The 20,164-nt window shown below is 57.2% G+C and carries 21 protein-coding genes; 14 read left to right on the top strand and 7 right to left on the bottom strand.

All coding sequences use genetic code 11. The features are described 5' to 3' along the window. Window positions 1–34: 34 nt before the first annotated feature. Window positions 35–1,072, top strand: a complete 1,038-nt coding sequence (gene pyrC, locus ACR3E6_RS12615; protein WP_480487413.1) for a dihydroorotase — start codon at window positions 35–37, stop codon at window positions 1,070–1,072. On the opposite strand, the gene ACR3E6_RS12610 is transcribed toward pyrC, so the two are convergent. Together ACR3E6_RS12610 and ACR3E6_RS12605 are read right to left on the bottom strand one after the other, a co-directional pair. Then, the gene (locus ACR3E6_RS12610) at window positions 1,069–2,361 is read right to left on the bottom strand and encodes an MmgE/PrpD family protein (protein ID WP_480487411.1); all 1,293 of its coding nucleotides are present in this window, start codon (window positions 2,359–2,361) and stop codon (window positions 1,069–1,071) included. The two genes, pyrC and ACR3E6_RS12610, sit on opposite strands and share 4 nt — an antisense overlap. Before the next feature lie 37 nt (window positions 2,362–2,398). Then, window positions 2,399–2,845: a type II toxin-antitoxin system RatA family toxin gene (locus ACR3E6_RS12605; protein WP_171633839.1), complete on the bottom strand. Its 447-nt coding sequence runs from the start codon at window positions 2,843–2,845 to the stop codon at window positions 2,399–2,401. A 72-nt stretch (window positions 2,846–2,917) separates the two neighbouring features. On the opposite strand from ACR3E6_RS12605, the gene hpt reads away from it, so the two are divergent. Both hpt and ACR3E6_RS12595 read left to right on the top strand, forming a co-directional pair. Beyond that, window positions 2,918–3,460: a hypoxanthine phosphoribosyltransferase gene (gene hpt / locus ACR3E6_RS12600; RefSeq protein WP_171632829.1), complete on the top strand. Its 543-nt coding sequence runs from the start codon at window positions 2,918–2,920 to the stop codon at window positions 3,458–3,460. A gap of 120 nt (window positions 3,461–3,580) precedes the next feature. Continuing rightward, window positions 3,581–3,937 (top strand): hypothetical protein, encoded by a 357-nt coding sequence (locus ACR3E6_RS12595; RefSeq protein ID WP_171632832.1) that lies wholly within the window; start codon window positions 3,581–3,583, stop codon window positions 3,935–3,937. Between the two features lie 11 nt (window positions 3,938–3,948). On the opposite strand, the gene ACR3E6_RS12590 is transcribed toward ACR3E6_RS12595, so the two are convergent. Next, window positions 3,949–5,100: an amidohydrolase gene (locus ACR3E6_RS12590; protein WP_171723373.1), complete on the bottom strand. Its 1,152-nt coding sequence runs from the start codon at window positions 5,098–5,100 to the stop codon at window positions 3,949–3,951. Then, the gene (gene lipA, locus ACR3E6_RS12585; RefSeq protein WP_152457817.1) at window positions 5,097–6,047 is read right to left on the bottom strand and encodes a lipoyl synthase; all 951 of its coding nucleotides are present in this window, start codon (window positions 6,045–6,047) and stop codon (window positions 5,097–5,099) included. The genes ACR3E6_RS12590 and lipA overlap by 4 nt, the downstream gene beginning before the upstream one ends. 263 nt (window positions 6,048–6,310) lie before the next feature. Between lipA and ACR3E6_RS12580 the strand changes: the two genes are divergently transcribed. Then, entirely contained in the window at window positions 6,311–6,859 is a 549-nt protein-coding gene (locus ACR3E6_RS12580) for a peroxiredoxin (protein ID WP_171168387.1), read from the top strand. 48 nt (window positions 6,860–6,907) lie between these two features. Here the strand turns inward: ACR3E6_RS12580 and ACR3E6_RS12575 are convergent, their stop codons facing one another. Continuing rightward, a complete protein-coding gene (locus ACR3E6_RS12575) occupies window positions 6,908–7,987 on the bottom strand; it encodes a DUF6456 domain-containing protein (RefSeq protein WP_480487407.1) in 1,080 nt (359 codons plus the stop codon). Window positions 7,988–8,227: 240 nt separating this feature from the next. Between ACR3E6_RS12575 and ACR3E6_RS12570 the strand changes: the two genes are divergently transcribed. Further along, complete coding sequence (locus tag ACR3E6_RS12570; RefSeq protein ID WP_480487405.1) at window positions 8,228–8,527, top strand: DUF6477 family protein; 300 nt, start codon at window positions 8,228–8,230, stop codon at window positions 8,525–8,527. On the opposite strand, the gene ACR3E6_RS12565 is transcribed toward ACR3E6_RS12570, so the two are convergent. Beyond that, complete coding sequence (locus tag ACR3E6_RS12565; RefSeq protein ID WP_171632846.1) at window positions 8,528–10,072, bottom strand: trimethylamine methyltransferase family protein; 1,545 nt, start codon at window positions 10,070–10,072, stop codon at window positions 8,528–8,530. It abuts the gene before it with no gap. A 123-nt stretch (window positions 10,073–10,195) separates the two neighbouring features. After that, a complete protein-coding gene (locus tag ACR3E6_RS12560) occupies window positions 10,196–10,645 on the bottom strand; it encodes a GNAT family N-acetyltransferase (protein WP_171632848.1) in 450 nt (149 codons plus the stop codon). 93 nt (window positions 10,646–10,738) lie between these two features. Between ACR3E6_RS12560 and guaA the strand changes: the two genes are divergently transcribed. The 9 genes from guaA (at window position 10,739) to ACR3E6_RS12515 (ending at window position 20,160) form a co-directional block, all read left to right on the top strand. Next, window positions 10,739–12,298: a glutamine-hydrolyzing GMP synthase gene (guaA, locus tag ACR3E6_RS12555; RefSeq protein WP_171723377.1), complete on the top strand. Its 1,560-nt coding sequence runs from the start codon at window positions 10,739–10,741 to the stop codon at window positions 12,296–12,298. A 203-nt stretch (window positions 12,299–12,501) separates the two neighbouring features. Continuing rightward, on the top strand, window positions 12,502–13,407 hold the full coding sequence (locus tag ACR3E6_RS12550) for a DMT family transporter (RefSeq protein WP_480487403.1): 906 nt from the start codon (window positions 12,502–12,504) through the stop codon (window positions 13,405–13,407). Window positions 13,408–13,533: 126 nt separating this feature from the next. Further along, a complete protein-coding gene (locus ACR3E6_RS12545; RefSeq protein WP_171723378.1) occupies window positions 13,534–14,697 on the top strand; it encodes an OmpP1/FadL family transporter in 1,164 nt (387 codons plus the stop codon). 101 nt (window positions 14,698–14,798) lie between these two features. Next, window positions 14,799–15,695: a DMT family transporter gene (locus tag ACR3E6_RS12540; protein ID WP_480487400.1), complete on the top strand. Its 897-nt coding sequence runs from the start codon at window positions 14,799–14,801 to the stop codon at window positions 15,693–15,695. Between the two features lie 48 nt (window positions 15,696–15,743). Then, window positions 15,744–16,616, top strand: a complete 873-nt coding sequence (locus ACR3E6_RS12535; protein ID WP_171613846.1) for an ATPase — start codon at window positions 15,744–15,746, stop codon at window positions 16,614–16,616. A gap of 36 nt (window positions 16,617–16,652) precedes the next feature. Next, window positions 16,653–17,570 carry a homoserine O-acetyltransferase MetA gene (gene metA, locus ACR3E6_RS12530; RefSeq protein ID WP_171632856.1) on the top strand — a complete coding sequence of 306 codons (918 nt, stop codon included), beginning with the start codon at window positions 16,653–16,655 and terminating at the stop codon, window positions 17,568–17,570. Next, window positions 17,560–18,513, top strand: coding sequence for an alpha/beta fold hydrolase (locus tag ACR3E6_RS12525; protein WP_480487398.1), 954 nt, complete (start codon window positions 17,560–17,562; stop codon window positions 18,511–18,513). Before metA ends, ACR3E6_RS12525 begins: the two co-directional genes overlap by 11 nt. Before the next feature lie 49 nt (window positions 18,514–18,562). Continuing rightward, window positions 18,563–19,432 (top strand): polyphosphate kinase 2, encoded by an 870-nt coding sequence (ppk2, locus tag ACR3E6_RS12520; protein ID WP_171632860.1) that lies wholly within the window; start codon window positions 18,563–18,565, stop codon window positions 19,430–19,432. A gap of 113 nt (window positions 19,433–19,545) precedes the next feature. Continuing rightward, the gene (locus ACR3E6_RS12515) at window positions 19,546–20,160 is read left to right on the top strand and encodes a TetR/AcrR family transcriptional regulator (RefSeq protein ID WP_152457804.1); all 615 of its coding nucleotides are present in this window, start codon (window positions 19,546–19,548) and stop codon (window positions 20,158–20,160) included. Window positions 20,161–20,164: the final 4 nt, after the last annotated feature.

The following is a 20,164-nucleotide window of genomic DNA, read 5'->3' as shown; positions in this document are numbered from 1 at the left end:
TGGTCTTTCGGGGCAGCTATGCTAGCGGAAGGCCATGACTGATACCCTCACGATCCGCCGCCCCGACGATTGGCATCTGCATCTGCGCGATGGCGCCATGTTGCAGGCCGTTCTGCCCGAAACTGCACGTCATTTCGCCCGTGCAATCATAATGCCGAACCTCGTGCCGCCGGTCGTGCGCGGGGATCAGGCCGCCGCTTACCGCGACAGAATCCTGGCCGCCCTGCCCGACGGCATGGTGTTCGAACCACTGATGACCCTGTACCTGACCGAGGATACAGATGCGCAGGACGTCGCCGCCGCCCATGCCAGCGGGCTGATAAAAGCGGTCAAGCTGTACCCGGCAGGGGCCACGACCAATTCGGCCTCGGGCGTGCGTGACTTTGACAAAGTGCGCCCGGTTCTGGAGAAAATGGCCGAGATCGGCCTGCCCATGTGTGTCCATGGCGAAGTGACCGACCCCGAGATCGACATCTTTGACCGCGAGGCCGTGTTCATCGACCGCGTTCTGGACCCGATCCGAAAATCGACGCCGGGTCTGCGCGTGGTGATGGAACATATCACCACGTCCAATGGCGTGGACTATGTTAAAGCCAACGAAAAGGATCTGGGCGCGACGATCACCGCGCACCACCTGATCATCAACCGCAACCATATTCTGGTGGGCGGGATCAAACCGCATTACTATTGCCTGCCGGTCGCCAAGCGCGAAGAACATCGCCTGGCCCTGCTGGCTGCCGCCACCTCGGGCGACACGAGATTCTTCCTGGGCACGGACAGCGCTCCGCACACGGATGCAAACAAGGAAATGGCCTGCGGCTGCGCGGGGTGTTTCACCGCGACGAATACCATGTCTCTGGTGGCTGAGATGTTCGACCGCAAAGGTGCGCTGGACAAGCTCGAGGCGTTCGTCTCGCTCAACGGGCCGGGCTTTTACCGCCTGCCTGTGAACGAAGAGACGATTACCCTGACCAAAGGCGAGCCGGTTGCATACCCGTCAAAGATCGACACCGGCGAAGGGCCTGTCACGGTGTTCGACCCCGGTTTTCCGCTGCACTGGAGCGTGGCTTAACCCGCCATACGTTCGGCCAGATCACGGGCGCGACCACCGGTGCGCAGCATCGACCAGATCGCGTCCGCCTCATCCGATCCGATCAGCTTCGACGCTTTGACGCGCACGCGATCCTCGCGGTCAGACAGCGACATTGGGGTCATCAGGTCATGCGTCGCCTCGCGGCGGACACCGTCGCGACGCAACAAGGCCAGATGCGCCTGCGTTTCCGATAGGTTTTCATCCGCTTCGACCGTGATGCGATCTTGCAGAGACGTAATGCGCGGGTCCGCGCAGATCTTGTCGGTGTAGCTGCCCGGCAAAGCCGTATCATACCCCAGCGCCTGCATCGCAATGACCGTCCGGTAAGAGAACTTGGCCCCCAGCCCGGTTGTGGGCGAAAGCTGATTGCACACACTCATCCAACGGGGATGGGTTTTGATTTTAATCTCGGCCACTTCGGGTTCCGCGATGTCCAGCGCGCGCGCCGCTTCCAACGCCGCGTGCAGGCCGTGACAACAGGCGTGGAACTTGTGGCTTACCGTTTCGAACAACCATTCATCGCCCAAACCATCCAGCGCGCTTTGATCCGCTGCACCCTGATGGGTCGCGCCAAATCCATACGTGCCTTCCAGCGCGTCGGCGTTGGGTTGAAATCCACGCTGAACAAGCTTAGCCGCCTCGACCCCTGCCGAAGCGGCAAGCCCGGCATTGTAAGGCTTGCCCATTGTTCCGAACTGGGCCTTCAGCCCGGCCGCGCACGTTGCTGTCAAACCCAATACGGATCGCATCTGAACCTTGTCGAATCCAAGCAACCGCCCCACGGCGACAGCGGCCCCGAATGCACCGGATGTCGCTGTCTGGTGAAACCCGGCCTGATAATGCCCCCTGCCCAGCCACAGGCCGACACGGATTGACGTTTCCATACCGACCAGCGCGGCTTCGAGCAGATCGACCAGAATGCGGTCATCCCACTCGGCCACGGCAAGGGCCGCAGGCAGGATGGCGACTGACGGATGCCCGATATGCGCGAAATGCGTGTCATCGTAATCCAGCGCGTGGGATATGGTTCCATTCACCAAAGCTGCGCCGCGCAATGGGGCCGCGCCCCCTCCGAACAGATGGGCCTGAGCGTTCCCGCCCTCGGCCAGAACCATATCGCGAACTATGCAGGACACCGGCTCGGACGCCCCTGCACGACCAACTGCCATCCAATCCAGAACGGATAGCGACGTGACAATCCGTGCCTGAGCCGTCGTTGAAACCTGGCCCGCCGCGAAGGTGGCCAATGCTGCTGTGAAATCCGTCATGAGCGCAGTCTAGCGTGCGCCCTTGCCGCGTAAAGGCCTAGCCGTAGAGTTCTTTCGCACGCGCCTCGAAGGCGCGGACGATCCGCTGCATGGCTTCGTTGAACACAACGCCGATGATCCCCTGAAGGATGGCGTTCTTGAATTCGAAATCCACATGGAACGAGATGTTGCAGCCCCCATCGGGCGCGTCCTCGAACTGCCAGTCGGATTTCATGTATTTGAAAGGCCCGTCCAGATACTCGGTATCGATCTTCTTCTGATCTGCAAACAGGGTCACCCGGCTGCCGAACCGTTCGCGGAATACCTTGAACGAGATGACCAGATCGGCCTCCATCACCTCGGCCTCACCAACCGCATAGGTCTTGCGGATCCGGGACGCGGCGCACCAGGGCAGAAACTTTGGGTAGTTGCCCACATCCGCAACAAGATCATACATCTGCTGGGCTGTGTATGGCAGGTGGCGGGTTTCCGAATGGATTGGCATGATGTCCGGTATTTGCAGGTGACAATGGCGCGTCATGTCGTATGTTGCGCGCCAAAGATCAAGGGGGCTGCGATGACTAACCGCGCATATGTGATAGATGAGATGATCTCGGCCAAGGCCATCGCGGCGCGGATCGAGGAGTTATGCCGCGAAATCACGGATGAGTTCGGCGATACCGACAAGCTTGTCGTCGTGGGATTGCTGCGCGGCAGTTTCGTCTTCATCGCCGACCTGGTGCGGGAACTGGACCTGCCGATCGAAGTGGATTTCCTTGAGGCATCCTCGTATGGCGATTCGATGGAGAGCAGCCGGGAAGTGCGCATTCTCAAAGACTTGCGCGGCGCGATCGAAGGCCGCGACGTGCTGGTGGTCGAAGATATCGTCGACACCGGGCACACGCTGAACCACGTCACCAACCTGCTGCGCAGCCGCAAGCCGAAACGGCTCAAGTCGATTGCCCTGCTCGACAAACCCAGCCGTCGCGAAGTTGAATTCCGGTCAGACTGGATAGGCTTTGAAATTCCGGATGAATTCGTCGTGGGTTACGGGATCGATTACGCTCAGCGCAACCGCAACCTGCCGTTTATCGGCAAAGTCCGGTTCACCAAGGACTAGCTGCACTTTACCCAGGCAATTTGAGTGGCTACCCAGCGCCCCAAATTCAAAAACCCGAATAATAGTAGACAAACTTATTTGCGCGCCCTTACTCTTCCTATCAGCACGGGAGGATTATGTATGAAGCGTGTAGTTGCGACAGCTGCTGTCGTTATGGCGATCGTGGCACTTGCAAGTTCGGGTGCTGCAAAAGACAACAAGGGCAAAGGGCAAGGTGCCAATAAAAGCAAGGTAGAGAAATCCATCAAGTCAAACGGCAAAGCCGTACCGCCCGGTCAAATCAAAAGATACACGCGAGGGCAGAAGCTGCCGGGTGATCTGAGTTTTGACTATATCGACGATCTCGACAAATGGAAGCTCAAGCCTTTGGGGCCCGGCCAGCGCTATATCCGGGTGGATGATGAAATACTCTCGATATCTGATGATACGAAGACAGTTATAGAAGCCGTTGGAATCGTTGGCGATCTGGTTAAATAAGTGGATCGTGACTAGCAGGTTTTGCCAAGCACGACATCAATCGCGCTCAGGAAAATCCCGGTTCCAATCGGAATAAGCGCATCCGGGAAATCGTAATCCGGGTTGTGCAGTTGTGGATGGTCCTGCCCCGCCCCCAACCAGAACATGGCCGCCTGCGCGCCTTTGCCAAATTGGCCAAAGTCTTCGGAAAAACGCTGTGGCCGATCGACCAGCCGGCACGCGACGCCCCGATCGGCACAGGCTTTGGCCAAAACCGAAACGGCTTCACGGTCATTGACGCAGGCTTCGAATACCTCGTCATAGCTGATTTCGAACGCCAGCCCCTCGGCCTTCGCCGTGTTTTTTACCAGAGTTTCCGCCTCGGTCATCAGGCTTGCCATACGCGCGTCCGAAACCGTGCGTAGGGTTACCCACAATTCGGCCCAGCCCGGTGCGACACCAACTGTGCGCTCGCCCAGAGTGGCATGGGTAACCGTGGTCAAAGCGTAGGTGTCATCCAAGTCGCCACCCGCCCCCAATCTGGCCAATGCCGGCATCAACGTCGACAAAGCACCTGCCGGTGACACGCCGTCCTGAGGGGCCGCTGCGTGTGAGGTTTTGCCTGTCAGAACGATTTGCATCCCGCGCGAGGCACAGTTCGCGGGACCTTCACACAGTTCCACCGCGCCCAGCTCCAGCCCCGGCAAAGTATGCAGAGACAGCACGATGTCAGGGGAAACCTCAGCGAACTGAGGATCGGCCCGATAAGCAATAGCGCCATGTCCGGTTTCCTCGGCGGGTTGGAAAATCAGAACCACGCGGCCAGATTTCGGGCGCTGTTCTTTCAACGCCTCCGCCACCCCAAGGACCATCACCATGTGGCCATCATGGCCGCACAGATGCCCTTTGCCTGCAATCTGAGACGCGTATTCCAGATCCGAGCGTTCCTGAATTGGCAGCCCATCCAGTTCGCATCGAATTCCAACCGTGGGTCCGGCAGTACCGCTTTCGTAAAGGGCCGCGACACCGTGCCCGCCTATGCCGCACAGAACTCTGTCCGCACCCGCTTGGCGCAAAAGATCCGCAACCCGCGCCGCGGTATGCTCCTCTTGCCCCGAAAGCTCTGGCTGTTGGTGAAACTCGTGGCGCAGGCGGATAAGCTGCGCGATCCGCTCGGGTGTCACGCTTGCTGTAGCTTTGCTTGCCGGGCCGCGCGAAGCCGGGCGAAATCGTCGCCGGCGTGGTACGAAGACCGGGTCAGAGGTGTCGCGGATACCATCAGGAACCCCTTGCCATAGGCCGCCTTTTCGTAAGATGCGAACTCTTCCGGGGTTACGAACCGATCTACTCCGTGATGTTTCGGAGTCGGTTGCAGGTACTGGCCGATGGTCAGGAAATCGATATCCGCCGCGCGCATGTCGTCCATGACCTGGCGCACTTGCTGTTCGTTTTCGCCCAACCCGACCATGATGCCTGATTTGGTGAAGATCGACGGATCAAGTTCTTTCACGCGCTGTAGCAGGCGCAGGGAATGAAAGTACCGCGCCCCCGGGCGCACTTCGGGGTAGAGACCCGGCACCGTTTCCAGATTGTGGTTGAACACATCCGGTTTCGCTTCGACCACGGTCTCAAGGACAGTGTTGTCGCATTTCAGGAAATCCGGTGTCAGGATCTCGATCGTGGTTTTCGGAGAACGATGACGTACCGCGCGGATTGTCTGCGCAAAGTGCTCGGCCCCGCCGTCTTGCAAGTCGTCACGGTCCACCGAGGTGATCACCACGTGGTTCAGGCCAAGTTTTTCGACCGCATGGGCCACGCGACCGGGTTCAAATGCGTCAAGATCGTCGGGGCGACCGGTTGCAATGTTGCAGAAGGTGCAGCCGCGCGTACAAATCTCGCCCATGATCATCATGGTGGCATGACCCTGGCTCCAGCATTCTCCTACGTTGGGGCACCCTGCTTCTTCGCAGACCGTCACCAGATTGTTGTCGCGCATGATCCGCCGTGTATCCGCATAGCCCTTGCCACCGGGTGCCTTGACCCTGATCCAATTTGGCTTTTTGGGCTGTGCATTGTCCGGACGATGGGCTTTTTCCGGATGGCGCTCTTCGGGGATCTTCAGATCTCGCACGGTCGTTTTCCTGACTTTGGGTCAACTCTTGTTACTCATAACATAGACAGAAGCGCGGTGTTAGACCAGCGGCGCATAGCCGCTATGCGTTGTACCCTCGCAAACGCAGAAAGGTATCATGCGCGTATTCGTATTTGCGATTTAATTTCAATATCTAGCAAGACGTTGGCCTTATTCGCAATCGCAGCGTTTACGCGATTGAATGCGGTTTAGAACTGTTTTAATTCACACCAAAATCATATGTGAATCACAGGAGTTTGACTATGAAAACCGGCGCAAAACTGCCCGACGTGACCTTTCACACCCGTGTCCGTGACGATTCCATCGAAGGACCAAACCCGTTCCGTTGGGAAGACAAGACGACAGCTGACTATTTCGCCGGAAAGCGCGTAATCCTGTTCTCATTGCCGGGTGCGTTCACCCCAACCTGTTCGACTTATCAGCTGCCTGGGTTTGAGAACGGCTATGCCGATTTCAAGGCCATGGGGATCGACGAAATTTACTGCATGTCCGTCAACGACAGTTTCGTGATGAACAAATGGGCCCAGGATCAGGACCTGAAGAACGTGAAAGTCATCCCCGACGGATCGGGGGAGTTCACCCGGAAAATGGGCATGTTGGTCGACAAGGACAATCTGGGTTTCGGAATGCGCTCGTGGCGCTATGCGGCCATCGTCAATGATGGCGTTGTCGAGGCGTGGTTCGAAGAGCCCGGTCTGATGGACAATTGCCCGGAGGACCCCTATGGCGTGTCCTCGCCGGAAAACCTGATGAAACACCTGAAGGCGTCAGCAGAACCTGAAATGGCCTAAGCCTCAAATCCAAAGAAAAGGCCCGTATACACCGGGCCTTTTTTCTGTTCAGCCGATCATCCGATCTCGTTCCGCCTGCTCCTGATAATGCCGTTTCAGCCGTTGCAGGGCGATCCGCAGGACAATCTTGCCGGACCGCGCAGACCAACCCATTCGCTTTTCCGCCAGCTCCAACCCTTCCAGATAGCAGCAGCATCGCAACGCAACATCACTCAGACCCGGTCCCAGGTCGGATAAGGCACGTGCAACGCGGTCCTTCGCATCGGAAGCGCCCTTTCCCCCATGGCTTTCACTGGCAAAACTGCTTCGACCACCTGTCGTCAGAAAACGATCCCAGTTCTGCGAAACCTGAGGGCCGATCTGTGCCAGCTCAAAATCTTCGCGCAAGCGCTCGCCGGCGCTGACGAGGGAGTCATCCAGAAACGGTTTTCCGTCACGATCCCGTCTGCGCGACAAAGCAATCAGCGGGCTTTCCGCAGCACTGTACCGAATGCGTTTGACCCGCTCGGCGGACCCGCCCGAAGGCTTGCCCTGAAAGCTACTCTGAGCTTCGGCAAAACCAAAGTCAGTCCCGGCACGTGCCTTATTTTCCGCCTTGGCGATCAAATGGCTTAGCGCCGTTCGTCCCGCTGCGGAAATCCGATATCGCGAAATGCGTCCGGGATTGTCGCAGGTGATCCAGTCTTTCAAAGCCAGGGCCTGCGCGATCCTGCATTCTACGACTGCGGTTCTTGTAGCCCCGGCATTGCCGGTGTCGCGTACGACGACCGCCTTGTCCATTTCCTCGGCCACGGCAAGGACCGAACCCGTCTCGCTCAGGCGGCGCAACACACGCAGTGCCTCATTTTCAAATTCTTCTTCAGCCGCGTTTTCTGACCCGCTTGTCGGGCCGTCGGCGCACTCCGAAACTGAAAAATGTGTCTCTGCGAGCGATTGCAAGGCGGCATCCACCAACGGATCGTCGCGGCGCATTTCGATGCGTCGAATTTGTCTGAGGATAGTTGACGCATGGCACCCGGCTGATCGCGCGATATCGCGGATCGAGCGACCGGTCTCGGTATGAGCAAGGTATCTTTGCGCCCCTTCTGGAACCCATGCCGGAATGGTGAAAGCCATGTTGTTTTCCATAATTATTTGCCCTCGTCGACAAAACAAACTGCCACTTTTCGCCCTCGGAATGTGGGTTAACCAAATCTAACTAGAGGTCCATTCGTTACTCGTTCGTTAACCACACAAGGCAAGAACCAGATTTGATTTAAAAAGATAAACAGTCGTGAAACCATCGTTCGGGGGGACTCTGACTAAGGCAACACCCGCTTAGGTTGTGCAAAACAGGATCCATCAATTTCCAAAAAAGGGACACATAACATGCAGGACCTGATGACAATGATCGCAACCCTCCGCCGCCCACGCATGTTGGCGCGTGCTGCAAGATTCGGGGCGCGGGATTACAATCGGGACAGGCATCTGCAACGCATTCTGGGATACGGGTCGCTGCCCGGTTCAGGTCAGGCGCTGCTGCGTTTGCTCGAGATGGAAAGAGAGGTAAATGAAAAGCGAAAAGAAGATGATGCCGCCTACTCATTGGTGCGGCATCTGGATCTGCTTATTGCGCTGCTGGGTGAGGCGCAGCTGTATCAGGCCAGCCGCGCCTCGGTTCTTCAATAATCAGGAGAATGCGTCCGGCATGGAGGCCTTTTTCTCGGCGATATAGGCTTCCAGCGCCGCCGCGGTATCCGGGTCCATCTGCGGTTGCTGATAATTGGCCAGCAAATGTTCAACCCGCGCCGTGGCCAGAGCCCGCGTGTCACGCGCGCCCTCTTCCTGCCAGGTTTCATATGGCTTGTAGTCCAGCACTTCGGATTTCCAGAAGGATTCCTTGAAGTTGGCCTGCGTGTGGGCACAGCCAAGATAGTGACCACCCGGCCCTACTTCGCGGATTGCGTCCATGGCCTGCGCGTTTTCGTCATAAGCAACGCCCTTGGCCAGTGAATGTAGCACTCCCAACTGATCCGCATCCATGACGAACTTTTCGAAATCGGCGACCAGACCGCCTTCCAGCCAGCCGCAGGAATGCAGCATAAAGTTCACGCCCGAAAGCAGCCCCATGTTCAGCGAATTCGCTGTTTCGTAGGCCGCCTGCGCATCCGGCAGTTTCGAGCCGCAGAACGACCCGGCCGAGCGGTATGGCAGGTTCAGACGACGCGCCAGCTGGCCTGCACCATATGTGATATGCGCGGCTTCTGGTGTGCCGAAGGTGGGTGCGCCCGAGTTCATATCGATCGACGTCACGAACGCGCCGAAAATCGCGGGGGCACCCGGACGGATGATCTGGCTGTAGGCAACGCCGGCCATCACCTCGGCCAGAACCTGTGTCAAAGTACCAGCCACCGAGACCGGCGCCATCGCTCCACCCACGATGAAGGGCGAAATGATGCAGGCTTGATTGTTGCGCGCATAAACCTCCAACGAGCCCATCATCACATCGTCGAATGTCATCGGCGAGTTGATGTTGGTCAGCGAGGTCATCACGGTGTTTTCCTGCACGAACTCCTTGCCGAACAGGATTTCGCACATTTCAACCGAATCCTGTGCCCGGCTGGGATCGGTTACCGAGCCCATGAAAGGCTTGTCCGACAGGGTCATATGCGCCTTCAGCATATCCAGATGGCGCTTGTTCACCGGAATGTCGGTCGGTTCGCACACCGTACCGCCCGAGTGGTGCAACCACTTGGACATGTAGGCAAGTTTTACGAACTTGTTGAAATCGTCCATGGTTGCATAGCGGCGCCCACCCTGTGCATCACGCACGAACGGAGGACCGTATACCGGGGCCAAAACCATGTTGCGGCCACCGATTACAACCGATTTTTCGGGGTTGCGGGCGTGCTGGGTAAACTGGCTGGGGGCTGTCTTGATCAGCTCACGCGCCAGACCACGCGGAATGCGCACACGCTCACCGTCGATATCTGCGCCCGCGTCACGCCACCGTTCCAAAGCTGCTGGATTGTCGACAAAGTTGACGCCGATTTCTTCCAACACGGTTTCAGCGTTGTTTTCGATAATCTCAAGCGCCTCTTCGTTGAGGATCTCGAAATTCGGAATGTTGCGTTCGATGTATTTCGCAGTCTCGATACGAACTGCGGTACGCTCGGCACGGCGGGCGGCGCCACCGCCACCTCTCGCCCTGCGCCGGGTGTTTGCCTCTGCCATGAGAAAATCCCGTCTGGTTGGTTAGATTGAGCGTTTTGATACAGGTTTGCCAGAACTCAAGCATAGGGATTGCGGCGCTCTGGGGGGAAAAGCGACATTGCCGCCCCACCGCGAACCAGGCGGTCAGTCAGGATCGGCCGCCAACGCTTTCTCCATGGTAAGGCCGCTACCCACCTGATCCGTCACTTTCCAGCCCATGTGCCGGTACATCGCAATCGTGTCTTTCATCATTTTATGAGTTCGCAACTTCAACTTGGATAGATTCCGCGCCTGTGCTTCTTCTTCGGCAAACTGCATCAATTGCCGCGCAACCCCCTGCCCTTGGGCTTCGGGCGCAACCGCAAGGTTGAACACCATGATTGCGTCGTCAACTTGGTCAAAAACGATGACCCCAACTATACCGCCAGATACCGCAAGCAAGACGCGATGGGTCTTGATGTCTTCCGCGATTCCGGCAGTAACGTCAGGCAGATCCTCGATCCGGCTTATTGCATCTTCATAAGCATTTTCCAGACACCGCGTTACCTTATCCGCATCCACCACAGCAGCCGTTCTGAACTCTATCTTCGACATGGCACCTGATCTTTCCGCCGGTTTGACTCAGCTTTTGTACCAAATGACGCCATACCGCTTGCACATGCAAGGCTTGCAACTTATGAGCCGGTTATGACCCAGACATCCCACGACCGCCTTCTGATCATCGACTTCGGCAGCCAGGTTACGCAGCTTATCGCCCGCCGCCTGCGCGAGCTGAATGTCTATTGTGAAATTCACCCTTACCAGAATGTCACGATGGATTTCGTGCGGGAAATGGCGCCGCGCGCCGTGATTTTCTCGGGCGGTCCGGACAGCGTGACGCGCGAGGGCTCGCCCCGCGCCCCGCAAGAGATTTTTGACTATGGCGTTCCGATTCTGGGCATCTGCTATGGCCAGCAGGTGATGATGCATCAGCTTGGCGGCAAGGTCGAAAGCGGCCATGGCACAGCCGAGTTTGGTCGGGCATTTGTTACACCGAAAAGCAAACTGGATATCCTGGATGGCTGGTTCGCGGACGGCGCTGAACAAGTCTGGATGAGCCATGGCGACCATGTCAGTGAAATCGCACCTGGGTTCGAGGTATTCGGAACCTCGCCCAACGCACCTTATGCGATCACGGCCGATCCATCGCGGCACTTCTATGCCGTGCAGTTTCACCCCGAGGTACACCATACGCCAAAGGGCGCGAAACTGTATGAAAACTTCGTAAAGCTGGCCGGGTTCAAGGGCGACTGGACCATGGGTGCCTATCGCGAAGAGATGATCCGCAAGATCCGCGAACAAGTCGGAGACAAAAAGGTCATTTGCGGATTGTCCGGTGGCGTTGACAGCTCGGTTGCCGCGATCCTTATTCACGAAGCAATCGGGGATCAGCTGACCTGCGTCTTTGTCGATCATGGGCTGCTTCGCAAGAACGAGGCCGCGGAAGTTGTTGGCATGTTCCGGGATAACTACAACATTCAGTTGATCCACGCCGACGAATCCGAGTTGTTCCTTGGCGAACTGGAAGGTCAGAGCGACCCCGAGACCAAACGCAAAATCATCGGAAAGCTGTTCATCGACGTGTTCCAGAAACACGCCGATACCATCGACGGCGCCGAATTCCTGGCGCAGGGCACTCTCTATCCCGATGTGATCGAATCGGTGTCGTTCTCGGGCGGGCCTTCCGTAACGATCAAATCCCATCACAACGTGGGCGGCCTGCCGGAAAAGATGGGCTTGAAACTGGTCGAACCGCTGCGCGAATTGTTCAAGGACGAAGTCCGTGCCTTGGGTCGCGAACTTGGTCTGCCGCAGAGCTTTATCGGGCGCCACCCCTTCCCCGGGCCGGGTCTGGCCATTCGCTGCCCCGGCGAGATCACCCGCGAAAAGCTGGAGATTCTGCGCGAGGCCGACGCGATCTACATCGATCAGATCCGCAAACACGGGCTTTATGATGACATCTGGCAGGCTTTCGTTGCCATCCTTCCCGTCCGCACCGTCGGCGTGATGGGCGACGGGCGCACCTATGACTATGCCTGTGCGCTGCGGGCCGTCACCTCGGTCGATGGGATGACCGCGGATTATTACCCGTTCAGCCATGAGTTCCTTGGCGAAACGGCAACCCGGATCATCAACGAGGTCAAGGGCATCAACCGATGCACATATGACATCACCTCGAAACCGCCCGGAACCATCGAGTGGGAATGATCCGGCAAACCGCAACGGCGTTCGACGCCAAAACGACCCGATCCCGGGAAATCTTGCCAAGCCGTGCCTGAAAATGTCGGGCACGACCTTGAACCTGACGCTTCATAAGCGTTTCAATGATTCAACGAATTCAATCTTTTTGATCGCGTAGCGAAAGCCCCGGTACCGGGGCCGTGACCGCGCGGCCAGGTCGGGGTGCGCACGTGAATCAGACACAAAAAAACACATTCAAAGCCGCCTTGTGGATGACCGGAGCCATCGCGTCCTTCTCCTCGATGGCGGTTGCCGGTCGCGAACTGAGCCTCGTGCACGACACGTTCGAGATCATGATGTACCGAAGCCTCGTGGGGTTTCTTGTTGTCGCCCTCGTACTTACGGCCACAGGCGGTTGGGTTCAGGTTTCCACGCAACGCCTGGGGTTGCACGCCCTGCGAAACACCCTGCATTTCACAGGGCAGAATCTTTGGTTCTATGCGGTCGCTGTTGCGCCTCTGGCGCAGGTATTCGCGCTGGAATTCACACAGCCGCTTTGGGTGATCCTGCTGTCGCCGCTGCTGCTGAACGAACGTCTGACGCCCCTCAAGATAACGGCAGCGCTTATCGGTTTTGCGGGCGTTCTGATTGTCACGCGCCCAGGCAGTGCGCCTTTGAGCCCTGGCCTTGCGACCGCAGCCGCGTCTGCGATTTTCTTTGCATTTACAACGATCACAACCAAAAAGCTCACACGCTTTGCCAGCATCGGATGCATCGTTTTCTGGCTTACTTCCATGCAGGCGGTACTTGGGGCCGTCGCGGCCGGTTTTGATGGGCAGATTGCCTTGCCCACGGCGCAAACCGTTCCGTTTTTGGTTCTGGTCGGGCTGGCGGGGCTGCTGGCCCATTTCTGCATAACCAACGCATTGGCCATTGCCCCGGCGACAGTTGTGATCCCATTTGATTTTGCGAGGCTTCCCACGATCGCAGTGGTCGGAATGATCCTGTACCACGAACCCATAGACCACTGGGTCCTGATCGGGGCGGCGGTCATCTTTTCCGGTATTTTCCTGAATATTTGGTCTGAAAGCCGTAACAGTTTAGCAACAGTTGAAAACACTAGTCGCAATACGTAACGCACCGTCACCAGTTGACCTTAAAGTAACCAAAAAGAGAGTATCGCTCATCATACACGGGACAGGCGTTCATTACACTCAACCAAACGCCAGTGAAGCCCGCCATGGATTGTTAGGGAGGACAGAATGAAAAAAACACTTCTCGCGACCTGCGCTTTGTGCGTTGGAGCGACGGCAGGATATGCAGGCGGCCTAGATCGAAGCGGTCAGGGCATCAACCTGATCTTCGAAGAAGGATCAGCTGTTCAGTTCCGGTTGGGATACACCAATCCCAGCGTAACGGGCACCATGCCTGCTTTGGCCGGACCAAACATCGGGCAGCCGGTCGATTCCGGAGAGGTTGCGAACGACTTTTTCACACCGCATCTCGGCTACAAAACGTCACTGACCGAAAAGCTCGATTTCGCGATCATGTATGACCAGCCCTTTGGCGCAGACATTGAATACGCAAACACCTACCCTCTTTCGATCAACCCTATTCCGGGAGGTCGCACCGACACTCTGAGGGCCACAGCGGACACGGACGCCATCACGGCATTGCTGCGTTACAAATTCGATGGCGGGTTCAGCGCAATCGGCGGCATTCGTGCGCAGCGTGTGAAGGCTTCGGTCACCGTTCCCCTGGCTGCGGGATATCAGGTTGACTCCGATGCCGACACAGCATTCGGCTACGTAATCGGTGTCGCGTGGGAGAAACCGGAAATCGCGGCACGTGTGTCACTGACCTACAACTCCAAGATCAGTCACGATCTGTCACAAACAGAATCTCTGAACCCACCACCGATCCCGCCGATTCCACCAGGAACCGTGGCCACCTTCAACACAAACAGCGAAATCGAGACGCCCCAGTCGATCAACCTGGATTTCCAGACAGGCGTCGCGCCTAAAACGCTGTTGTTTGGTTCTATCCGTTGGGTCGACTGGCCACAGCTGGTGTACAACCCGCCAAACTACCCACCGACCAGCAACCTTGTTGACTACGCCGATGCGACCTTCACCTATTCATTGGGCTTGGGGTATCAATTCTCGGAAGAGTTCAGCGGCGCTGTGACGTTGGGCTACGAGACGTCCCAGGGCACGCCGGTATCAAACCTCGGCCCGACCGACGGGTTCTGGAGTGTTGGTCTGGGCGGGACGTACTCGCTGGAGAAGGCCAAGATTTCCGGCGGTGTTCGTTACACCGACATCGGTGACGCGACAGCCAACGGCGCTGGCCCGAATGCACGCGGAACATTCACCGGCAACAGCGCCTGGAGCGTGGGCTTCCAGATTACATACGCTCTGAACTAGTCCAAGGATGACCATCCTCAAGGCTCCGCTGTTTCAGCGGGGCCTTTTTTATGCGCAGGTTTCGGGTCGCGTATATTTCGATTAAATGAAACTGTGCGGTCATGAACACCCAAAAACACCTTTCTCGGCGCGCCTGGTCCGAGCTCATTCTTCTGGCCGTCATTTGGGGCGCATCCTTTGTGGCCATCCGGGTCGCTCTGGATTCCATTCCCGTTATGACATCGGTTTTGCACCGCACGTTCTGGGCGATGCTGGTGCTGTGGCTGGTGGCATGGGGCAAGGGGTTTACGCTGCCCCGTTCTCTGCGCATCTGGGGTGCTTTTCTGATCATGGGATTGCTGAACAATGTCATACCGTTCAGCTTGATGGCATGGGGTCAGCTTTACATCGACTCTGGGCTTACGGCCATTCTGAACGCGACCACGGCCATTTTTGGTGTTCTGGTTGCGGCTGTGTTTTTCAAGGATGAACGTTTGACACAAGCGCGCGTGATCGGTGTCGTCTTGGGCTTTCTCGGTGTCTCGATCACCATCGGACTAAAGACCTTCACGTCTTTCAGCCTGCAAAACACAGCGCAGCTAGCCGTGTTGGCCGGAACGCTCTCGTATGCTTTTGCTGCGGCTTGGGCACGGTATCATCTGTCTGACCTTCACCCCGTCGTCGCGGCCGCTGGCATGTTAACCGGCTCGACCCTGCTGATCCTGCCCCTGGCGCTGATGACGGACGGGGTGCCAACGCTTGCGCTGCCCGCGATCACCTGGGCTGCGATTGGCTATTACGCCATTGTGGCAACAGCAGGGGCATATCTTTTGTACTATCGAGTCCTGGCGATGGCGGGCAGCGGCAACCTGATGCTGGTGACGCTTGTAATCCCTCCTGTCGCCATCGTGCTTGGCGCAATTCTGCGAAACGAAGCGCTGCCGTCGAATGCCTATTTCGGCTTTGTTGTCCTTGCCATGGGTCTTCTGGTATTGAACCGAGCTGGCCGCCGTGATTGACGCCGTGCGCTGCCCGATTTAGCAAAGGCAAAAAAGGGACAGCACAAGATGATCTACAACTCAGCCGAAGACTGGCGCACGGCAAGCCGCAAGAAGGTGCTGTTCTTTGGTATGTCCGGTCTGGGCAAGACATATGTCTCGAACATTCTTCGGGACTCAGGGAACTGGTTTCACTACTCGATCGACTATCGCATCGGCACCCGGTACATGGGCGAATACATAACCGACAATGCGAAGGCCGAGGCGATGAAAGTCCCGTTCTTGCGTGACCTGCTCCTGTCGGATTCCATTTACATCGGCTCGAATATCTCGTTCGCGAATCTGACTCCGGTCGCAGCCTATCTGGGCAAACCGGGCAACCCTGCCCTTGGCGGATTGGAAATGCCGGAATACCGCCGCAGGCAGGAACAGTTTCGGCTGGCCGAAATACACGCTCTGCTGGATACCGAGTATTTCATCGACCGGGCCGAGCGATTGTACAAATACCCCCATTTCATCTGCGACACCGGTGGATCGATCTGCGAATGGGTAGACCCCGAAGATCCGAACGATCGGGTACTGTCCGAGCTTTCGCAACACACCCTGATGATCTGGCTGAAGGGGGATGAGGAACACACGGCAGAGCTTGTACGCCGTTTTGACAAAGCCCCAAAGCCGATGTCCTATCAGGCCGAATTCCTGACCAAGGCGTGGACAGATTATCTGGATCTGCAAGGCTGTTCGGAAGCGGATGTTGATCCCGATGATTTCGTCCGTTGGACCTATGCACAGGCCTTGGCGCACCGCCAGCCGCGTTACGAAGCCATGGCGAACAACTGGGGCGTGACGATTGCCGCCAACGACATCGGAAAAATCCGCGATGCCGCCGATTTCGATGAATTGATCGAACACACACTTGAGACGACGCGCAATAACGCCTAACTACCAGTTTTCACTGATCTCTTAGAAGCCCGACACATGCCCATCAAAATCCCATCGGAACTGCCTGCTTTTGATGTCCTGACCAAAGAGGGCGTCATGGTCATGGACGAAGATCAGGCAATGCGTCAGGACATCCGACCGCTGCGCATCGGATTGCTGAACCTGATGCCCAAGAAAATCCAGACCGAAAACCAGTTCGCGCGTCTGATCGGGGCGACCCCGTTGCAAATCGATCTGTCTTTGATCCGCATGACCGAACACCGGACCAAGAACACCGCCGCCGAGCATATGTCCGAATTCTATCGCCCGTTTCAGGAGATCAAGGATCAGAAATTCGACGGCCTGATCATCACCGGTGCCCCGATCGAACATCTGGAATTTCATGATGTCACCTATTGGGACGAAATCAGCGAGATCTTCGACTGGACCCAAACCAACGTGCATTCCACCTTTGGTGTGTGCTGGGGCGGGATGGCGATGATCAACCATTTTCACGGTGTCAAAAAGTACATGCTGGACGCAAAAGCCTTTGGGTGTTTCCGGCATCGCAACCTGGACCCGGCGTCTCCGTTCCTGCGCGGTTTCTCGGATGACTGTGTCATTCCGGTCAGCCGATGGACGGAAATGAAACAGGATGAAATCGATCGCGCACCCGGGCTGAGGACCCTGTTGGGCAGCGACGATGTCGGCCCCTGTCTGGTCGAAGATCCCGGCCATCGCGCGCTGTATATCTTCAATCACTTCGAATACGACAGTGATACGCTGAAACAGGAATATGATCGGGACGTCAGCAACGGCACGCCTATCAACGTGCCGATAAACTATTACCCCGATGATGATCCATCCAAAACGCCGCAGAACCGGTGGCGCAGTCACGCACATCTGCTGTACGGCAATTGGATCAACGAAATCTATCAGACCACGCCTTTCGACATGACAAAAATTGGCCACTAAAGTCCTGATATCCCTTGGCCTGGCCGTACTGGGCCTTGTCATACTGACAACCTGGCGCAGCGCCCGGAACGAGGCGCTGGCCGAGGCGGCTTTCCCCCCCGAGGGTCGGATTCTGGATGTGGGCGGCATCGCCGTGCACGCCGTGGTCATGGGGGACGGCCCTGATGTCGTTCTGATCCATGGTTCCAGCGGGAACACGCGCGACATGACCTTTGCGCTGGCCCCCATTCTGGCCAGGTCATACCGCGTGATCGTTTTTGACCGACCGGGCCTGGGCTATTCCGAAAGCTTCAATCCGGATGGCGAAACCATCATTGAACAGGCGGATATCCTGCAACGGGCGGCGGCTCAGCTTGGTGCGGAAAAACCCATCGTGACCGGGCAGAGCTATGGCGGATCGGTCTCGCTGGCCTGGGCCGTGACCCGACCCCAGAATATCTCGGCTCTGGTTCTGATCGCCCCGGCCGCTCTCCCATGGGAAACGCCTTTGGATGGGTTCAACCGGCTTGCGTCAACCACGGCGGGCAATATGCTGGCCTTGCCCTTGATCAGCTCTTTCGTACCCGAGTGGTACGTCACACAGGTGTTGGACAAAGTTTTTGCACCGCAAACGGCGCCCGAAGGTTATGCGGAACATTTCGGGCCGGGGCTGACGATCCGGCGTGGCTCGATGCATGCAAACGCCAAGCAACGCGCCAACCTGCTGGACGAAATTACCCGTCTGCAACCCAGATATGGCGAGATCTCCGTTCCGACGGAAATCATCCACGGAACGGCCGACGACACCGTTGGTCTTGAATGGCATTCTGAACGCCTGATCGAACAAATCCCCGGGGCCGAGTTGATCGAGCTACCGGGTGTCGGCCATATGCCACAGGTGGTCGCGGCGCCTGAGGTGGCCGCCGCGATAGATCGCGCGGCGCAGCGCGCGGGTTTGCGTTAACCCACGCTCTAATCCATAGTTAGATATGGATTTTATCGCGAGGTGACATATGGCCCGGTCAGGAAAAGGCTCTATCGAAAAGTATTTTCTGAAAGACGCGCCCAGATCTGTACGGGAAGAGATTCAAAACGCGAAAAAAGGCGATATTCTGAACCCGACCTACCCGTATTCCGAAAAAATGAAGACCAAGGATTATGAAGAGCAGATGGACCTGCTTCAGATCGAATTGGTCAAAATGCAATCCTGGGTCAAGGAAACCGACCAGCGGGTTGCCATCATTTTCGAAGGCCGCGATGCCGCCGGCAAAGGGGGCACCATCAAACGGTTTCGCGAAAACCTGAACCCGCGCGGCGCACGCAACGTTGCGCTGGCCAAACCATCAGACGCCGAACGCAGCCAATGGTATTTTCAACGCTACATCCCGCATCTGCCCGCCGCAGGAGAGATCGTGTTCTTTGATCGCAGCTGGTACAATCGAGGTGTCGTCGAGAATGTCTTTGGCTTCTGCACTCAGGAACAGCGTGAGAGGTTTTTCCGTCAGGTCCTGCCACTTGAAACGGGCCTGGTGAATGACGGCATCCATTTATTCAAGTTCTGGCTCAATGTCGGGCGCGCAGAACAACTGAACCGTTTTCTGGCGCGCGAAAACGACCCTTTGAAGCATTGGAAGCTCAGCGCGATCGACATCGCAGGGCTGAGCAAATGGGACGAATACACGCAGTCGATCTCGGAAACCCTGACCCGGTCGCATTCTGATGCCTGCCCGTGGACGATTGTGCGTTCCGACGACAAGAAACGCGCGCGGCTTGCGGCCATCCGAACGGTTCTGCATGCCTTGGACTATGATGAGAAGGACGAGAAGAGTATCGGCGAGATTGATGCCCGTATCTGCGGTGGCCCGGATATGTGGGAGGCGTAAATTGTCTCCCCGCCCTGCCCCGTCGATGCCTTCACGATCATGTATTGGACGACAATGCGTCGGTGGTCTATGTCCTTGTCTTCCAACACGCAATCAATGCAACTGAGGCCGGGATGACGAAACGCGGTTATCACCACGGAAACCTGAAGCAAGCCCTGATCGAGGCTGCCTTGTCCCTGATCGAAGACAAGGGCCCGACCGGTTTCACGCTGTCCGAGGCGGCCAAAACGGCCGGTGTCACGCCTGCCGCCGTCTACCGTCATTTTCAAGGGCGCGAGGACCTGATTGCCGAAGCCGCACGGCAGGGGTTTGAGATGTTCGCAGACCTGATGCAATACGCCTATGACGAGGGACAGCCTTCAGCCCTTGCCGCTTTTGAAGCAACGGGGCGTGCGTATCTGGCTTTTGCGCGCAAAAATCCCGGGCATTACATCGCCATGTTCGAAAGCGGGATTTCCCTGAACCGGACACCCGAATTGTCCTTGGCCGCCAATCGGGCGAAGGCCGTTCTTGAAAAAGCGGCCGCGGACCTGTCCCAGCATATTCCGCCTGACAAGCGCCCGCCCGCATCGATGTTCAGCGCCCATATCTGGGCGATGAGCCACGGCGTCGTCGAGCTGTACGCCCGAAATACCGGCGCAACTTCGCCTTTTCCTCCCGAAGATTTACTGGAAAGCGGTATCGGCATCTACCTGCGCGGTCTGGGTCTGATCCCTCAGGACGAGTGACGCG

Source organism: Ruegeria sp. AL3 (genome assembly GCF_056536065.1).
Note: the sequence above shows the minus strand (reverse complement) of the source record. Positions and strands in the feature narration are given on the sequence as shown.

Bases quoted from the DNA above. Each gene is read 5' to 3' on its own strand.
- pyrC (WP_480487413.1), top strand. From the start codon at position 35: ATGACTGATACCCTCACGATCCGCCGCCCCGACGATTGGCATCTGCAT.
- ACR3E6_RS12610 (WP_480487411.1), bottom strand. From the start codon at position 2,361: ATGACGGATTTCACAGCAGCATTGGCCACCTTCGCGGCGGGCCAGGTT.
- ACR3E6_RS12605 (WP_171633839.1), bottom strand. From the start codon at position 2,845: ATGCCAATCCATTCGGAAACCCGCCACCTGCCATACACAGCCCAGCAG.
- hpt (WP_171632829.1), top strand. From the start codon at position 2,918: ATGACTAACCGCGCATATGTGATAGATGAGATGATCTCGGCCAAGGCC.
- ACR3E6_RS12595 (WP_171632832.1), top strand. From the start codon at position 3,581: ATGAAGCGTGTAGTTGCGACAGCTGCTGTCGTTATGGCGATCGTGGCA.
- ACR3E6_RS12580 (WP_171168387.1), top strand. From the start codon at position 6,311: ATGAAAACCGGCGCAAAACTGCCCGACGTGACCTTTCACACCCGTGTC.
- ACR3E6_RS12575 (WP_480487407.1), bottom strand. From the start codon at position 7,987: ATGGAAAACAACATGGCTTTCACCATTCCGGCATGGGTTCCAGAAGGG.
- ACR3E6_RS12570 (WP_480487405.1), top strand. From the start codon at position 8,228: ATGCAGGACCTGATGACAATGATCGCAACCCTCCGCCGCCCACGCATG.
- ACR3E6_RS12565 (WP_171632846.1), bottom strand. From the start codon at position 10,072: ATGGCAGAGGCAAACACCCGGCGCAGGGCGAGAGGTGGCGGTGGCGCC.
- ACR3E6_RS12560 (WP_171632848.1), bottom strand. From the start codon at position 10,645: ATGTCGAAGATAGAGTTCAGAACGGCTGCTGTGGTGGATGCGGATAAG.
- guaA (WP_171723377.1), top strand. From the start codon at position 10,739: ATGACCCAGACATCCCACGACCGCCTTCTGATCATCGACTTCGGCAGC.
- ACR3E6_RS12545 (WP_171723378.1), top strand. From the start codon at position 13,534: ATGAAAAAAACACTTCTCGCGACCTGCGCTTTGTGCGTTGGAGCGACG.
- ACR3E6_RS12540 (WP_480487400.1), top strand. From the start codon at position 14,799: ATGAACACCCAAAAACACCTTTCTCGGCGCGCCTGGTCCGAGCTCATT.
- ACR3E6_RS12535 (WP_171613846.1), top strand. From the start codon at position 15,744: ATGATCTACAACTCAGCCGAAGACTGGCGCACGGCAAGCCGCAAGAAG.
- metA (WP_171632856.1), top strand. From the start codon at position 16,653: ATGCCCATCAAAATCCCATCGGAACTGCCTGCTTTTGATGTCCTGACC.
- ppk2 (WP_171632860.1), top strand. From the start codon at position 18,563: ATGGCCCGGTCAGGAAAAGGCTCTATCGAAAAGTATTTTCTGAAAGAC.
- ACR3E6_RS12515 (WP_152457804.1), top strand. From the start codon at position 19,546: ATGACGAAACGCGGTTATCACCACGGAAACCTGAAGCAAGCCCTGATC.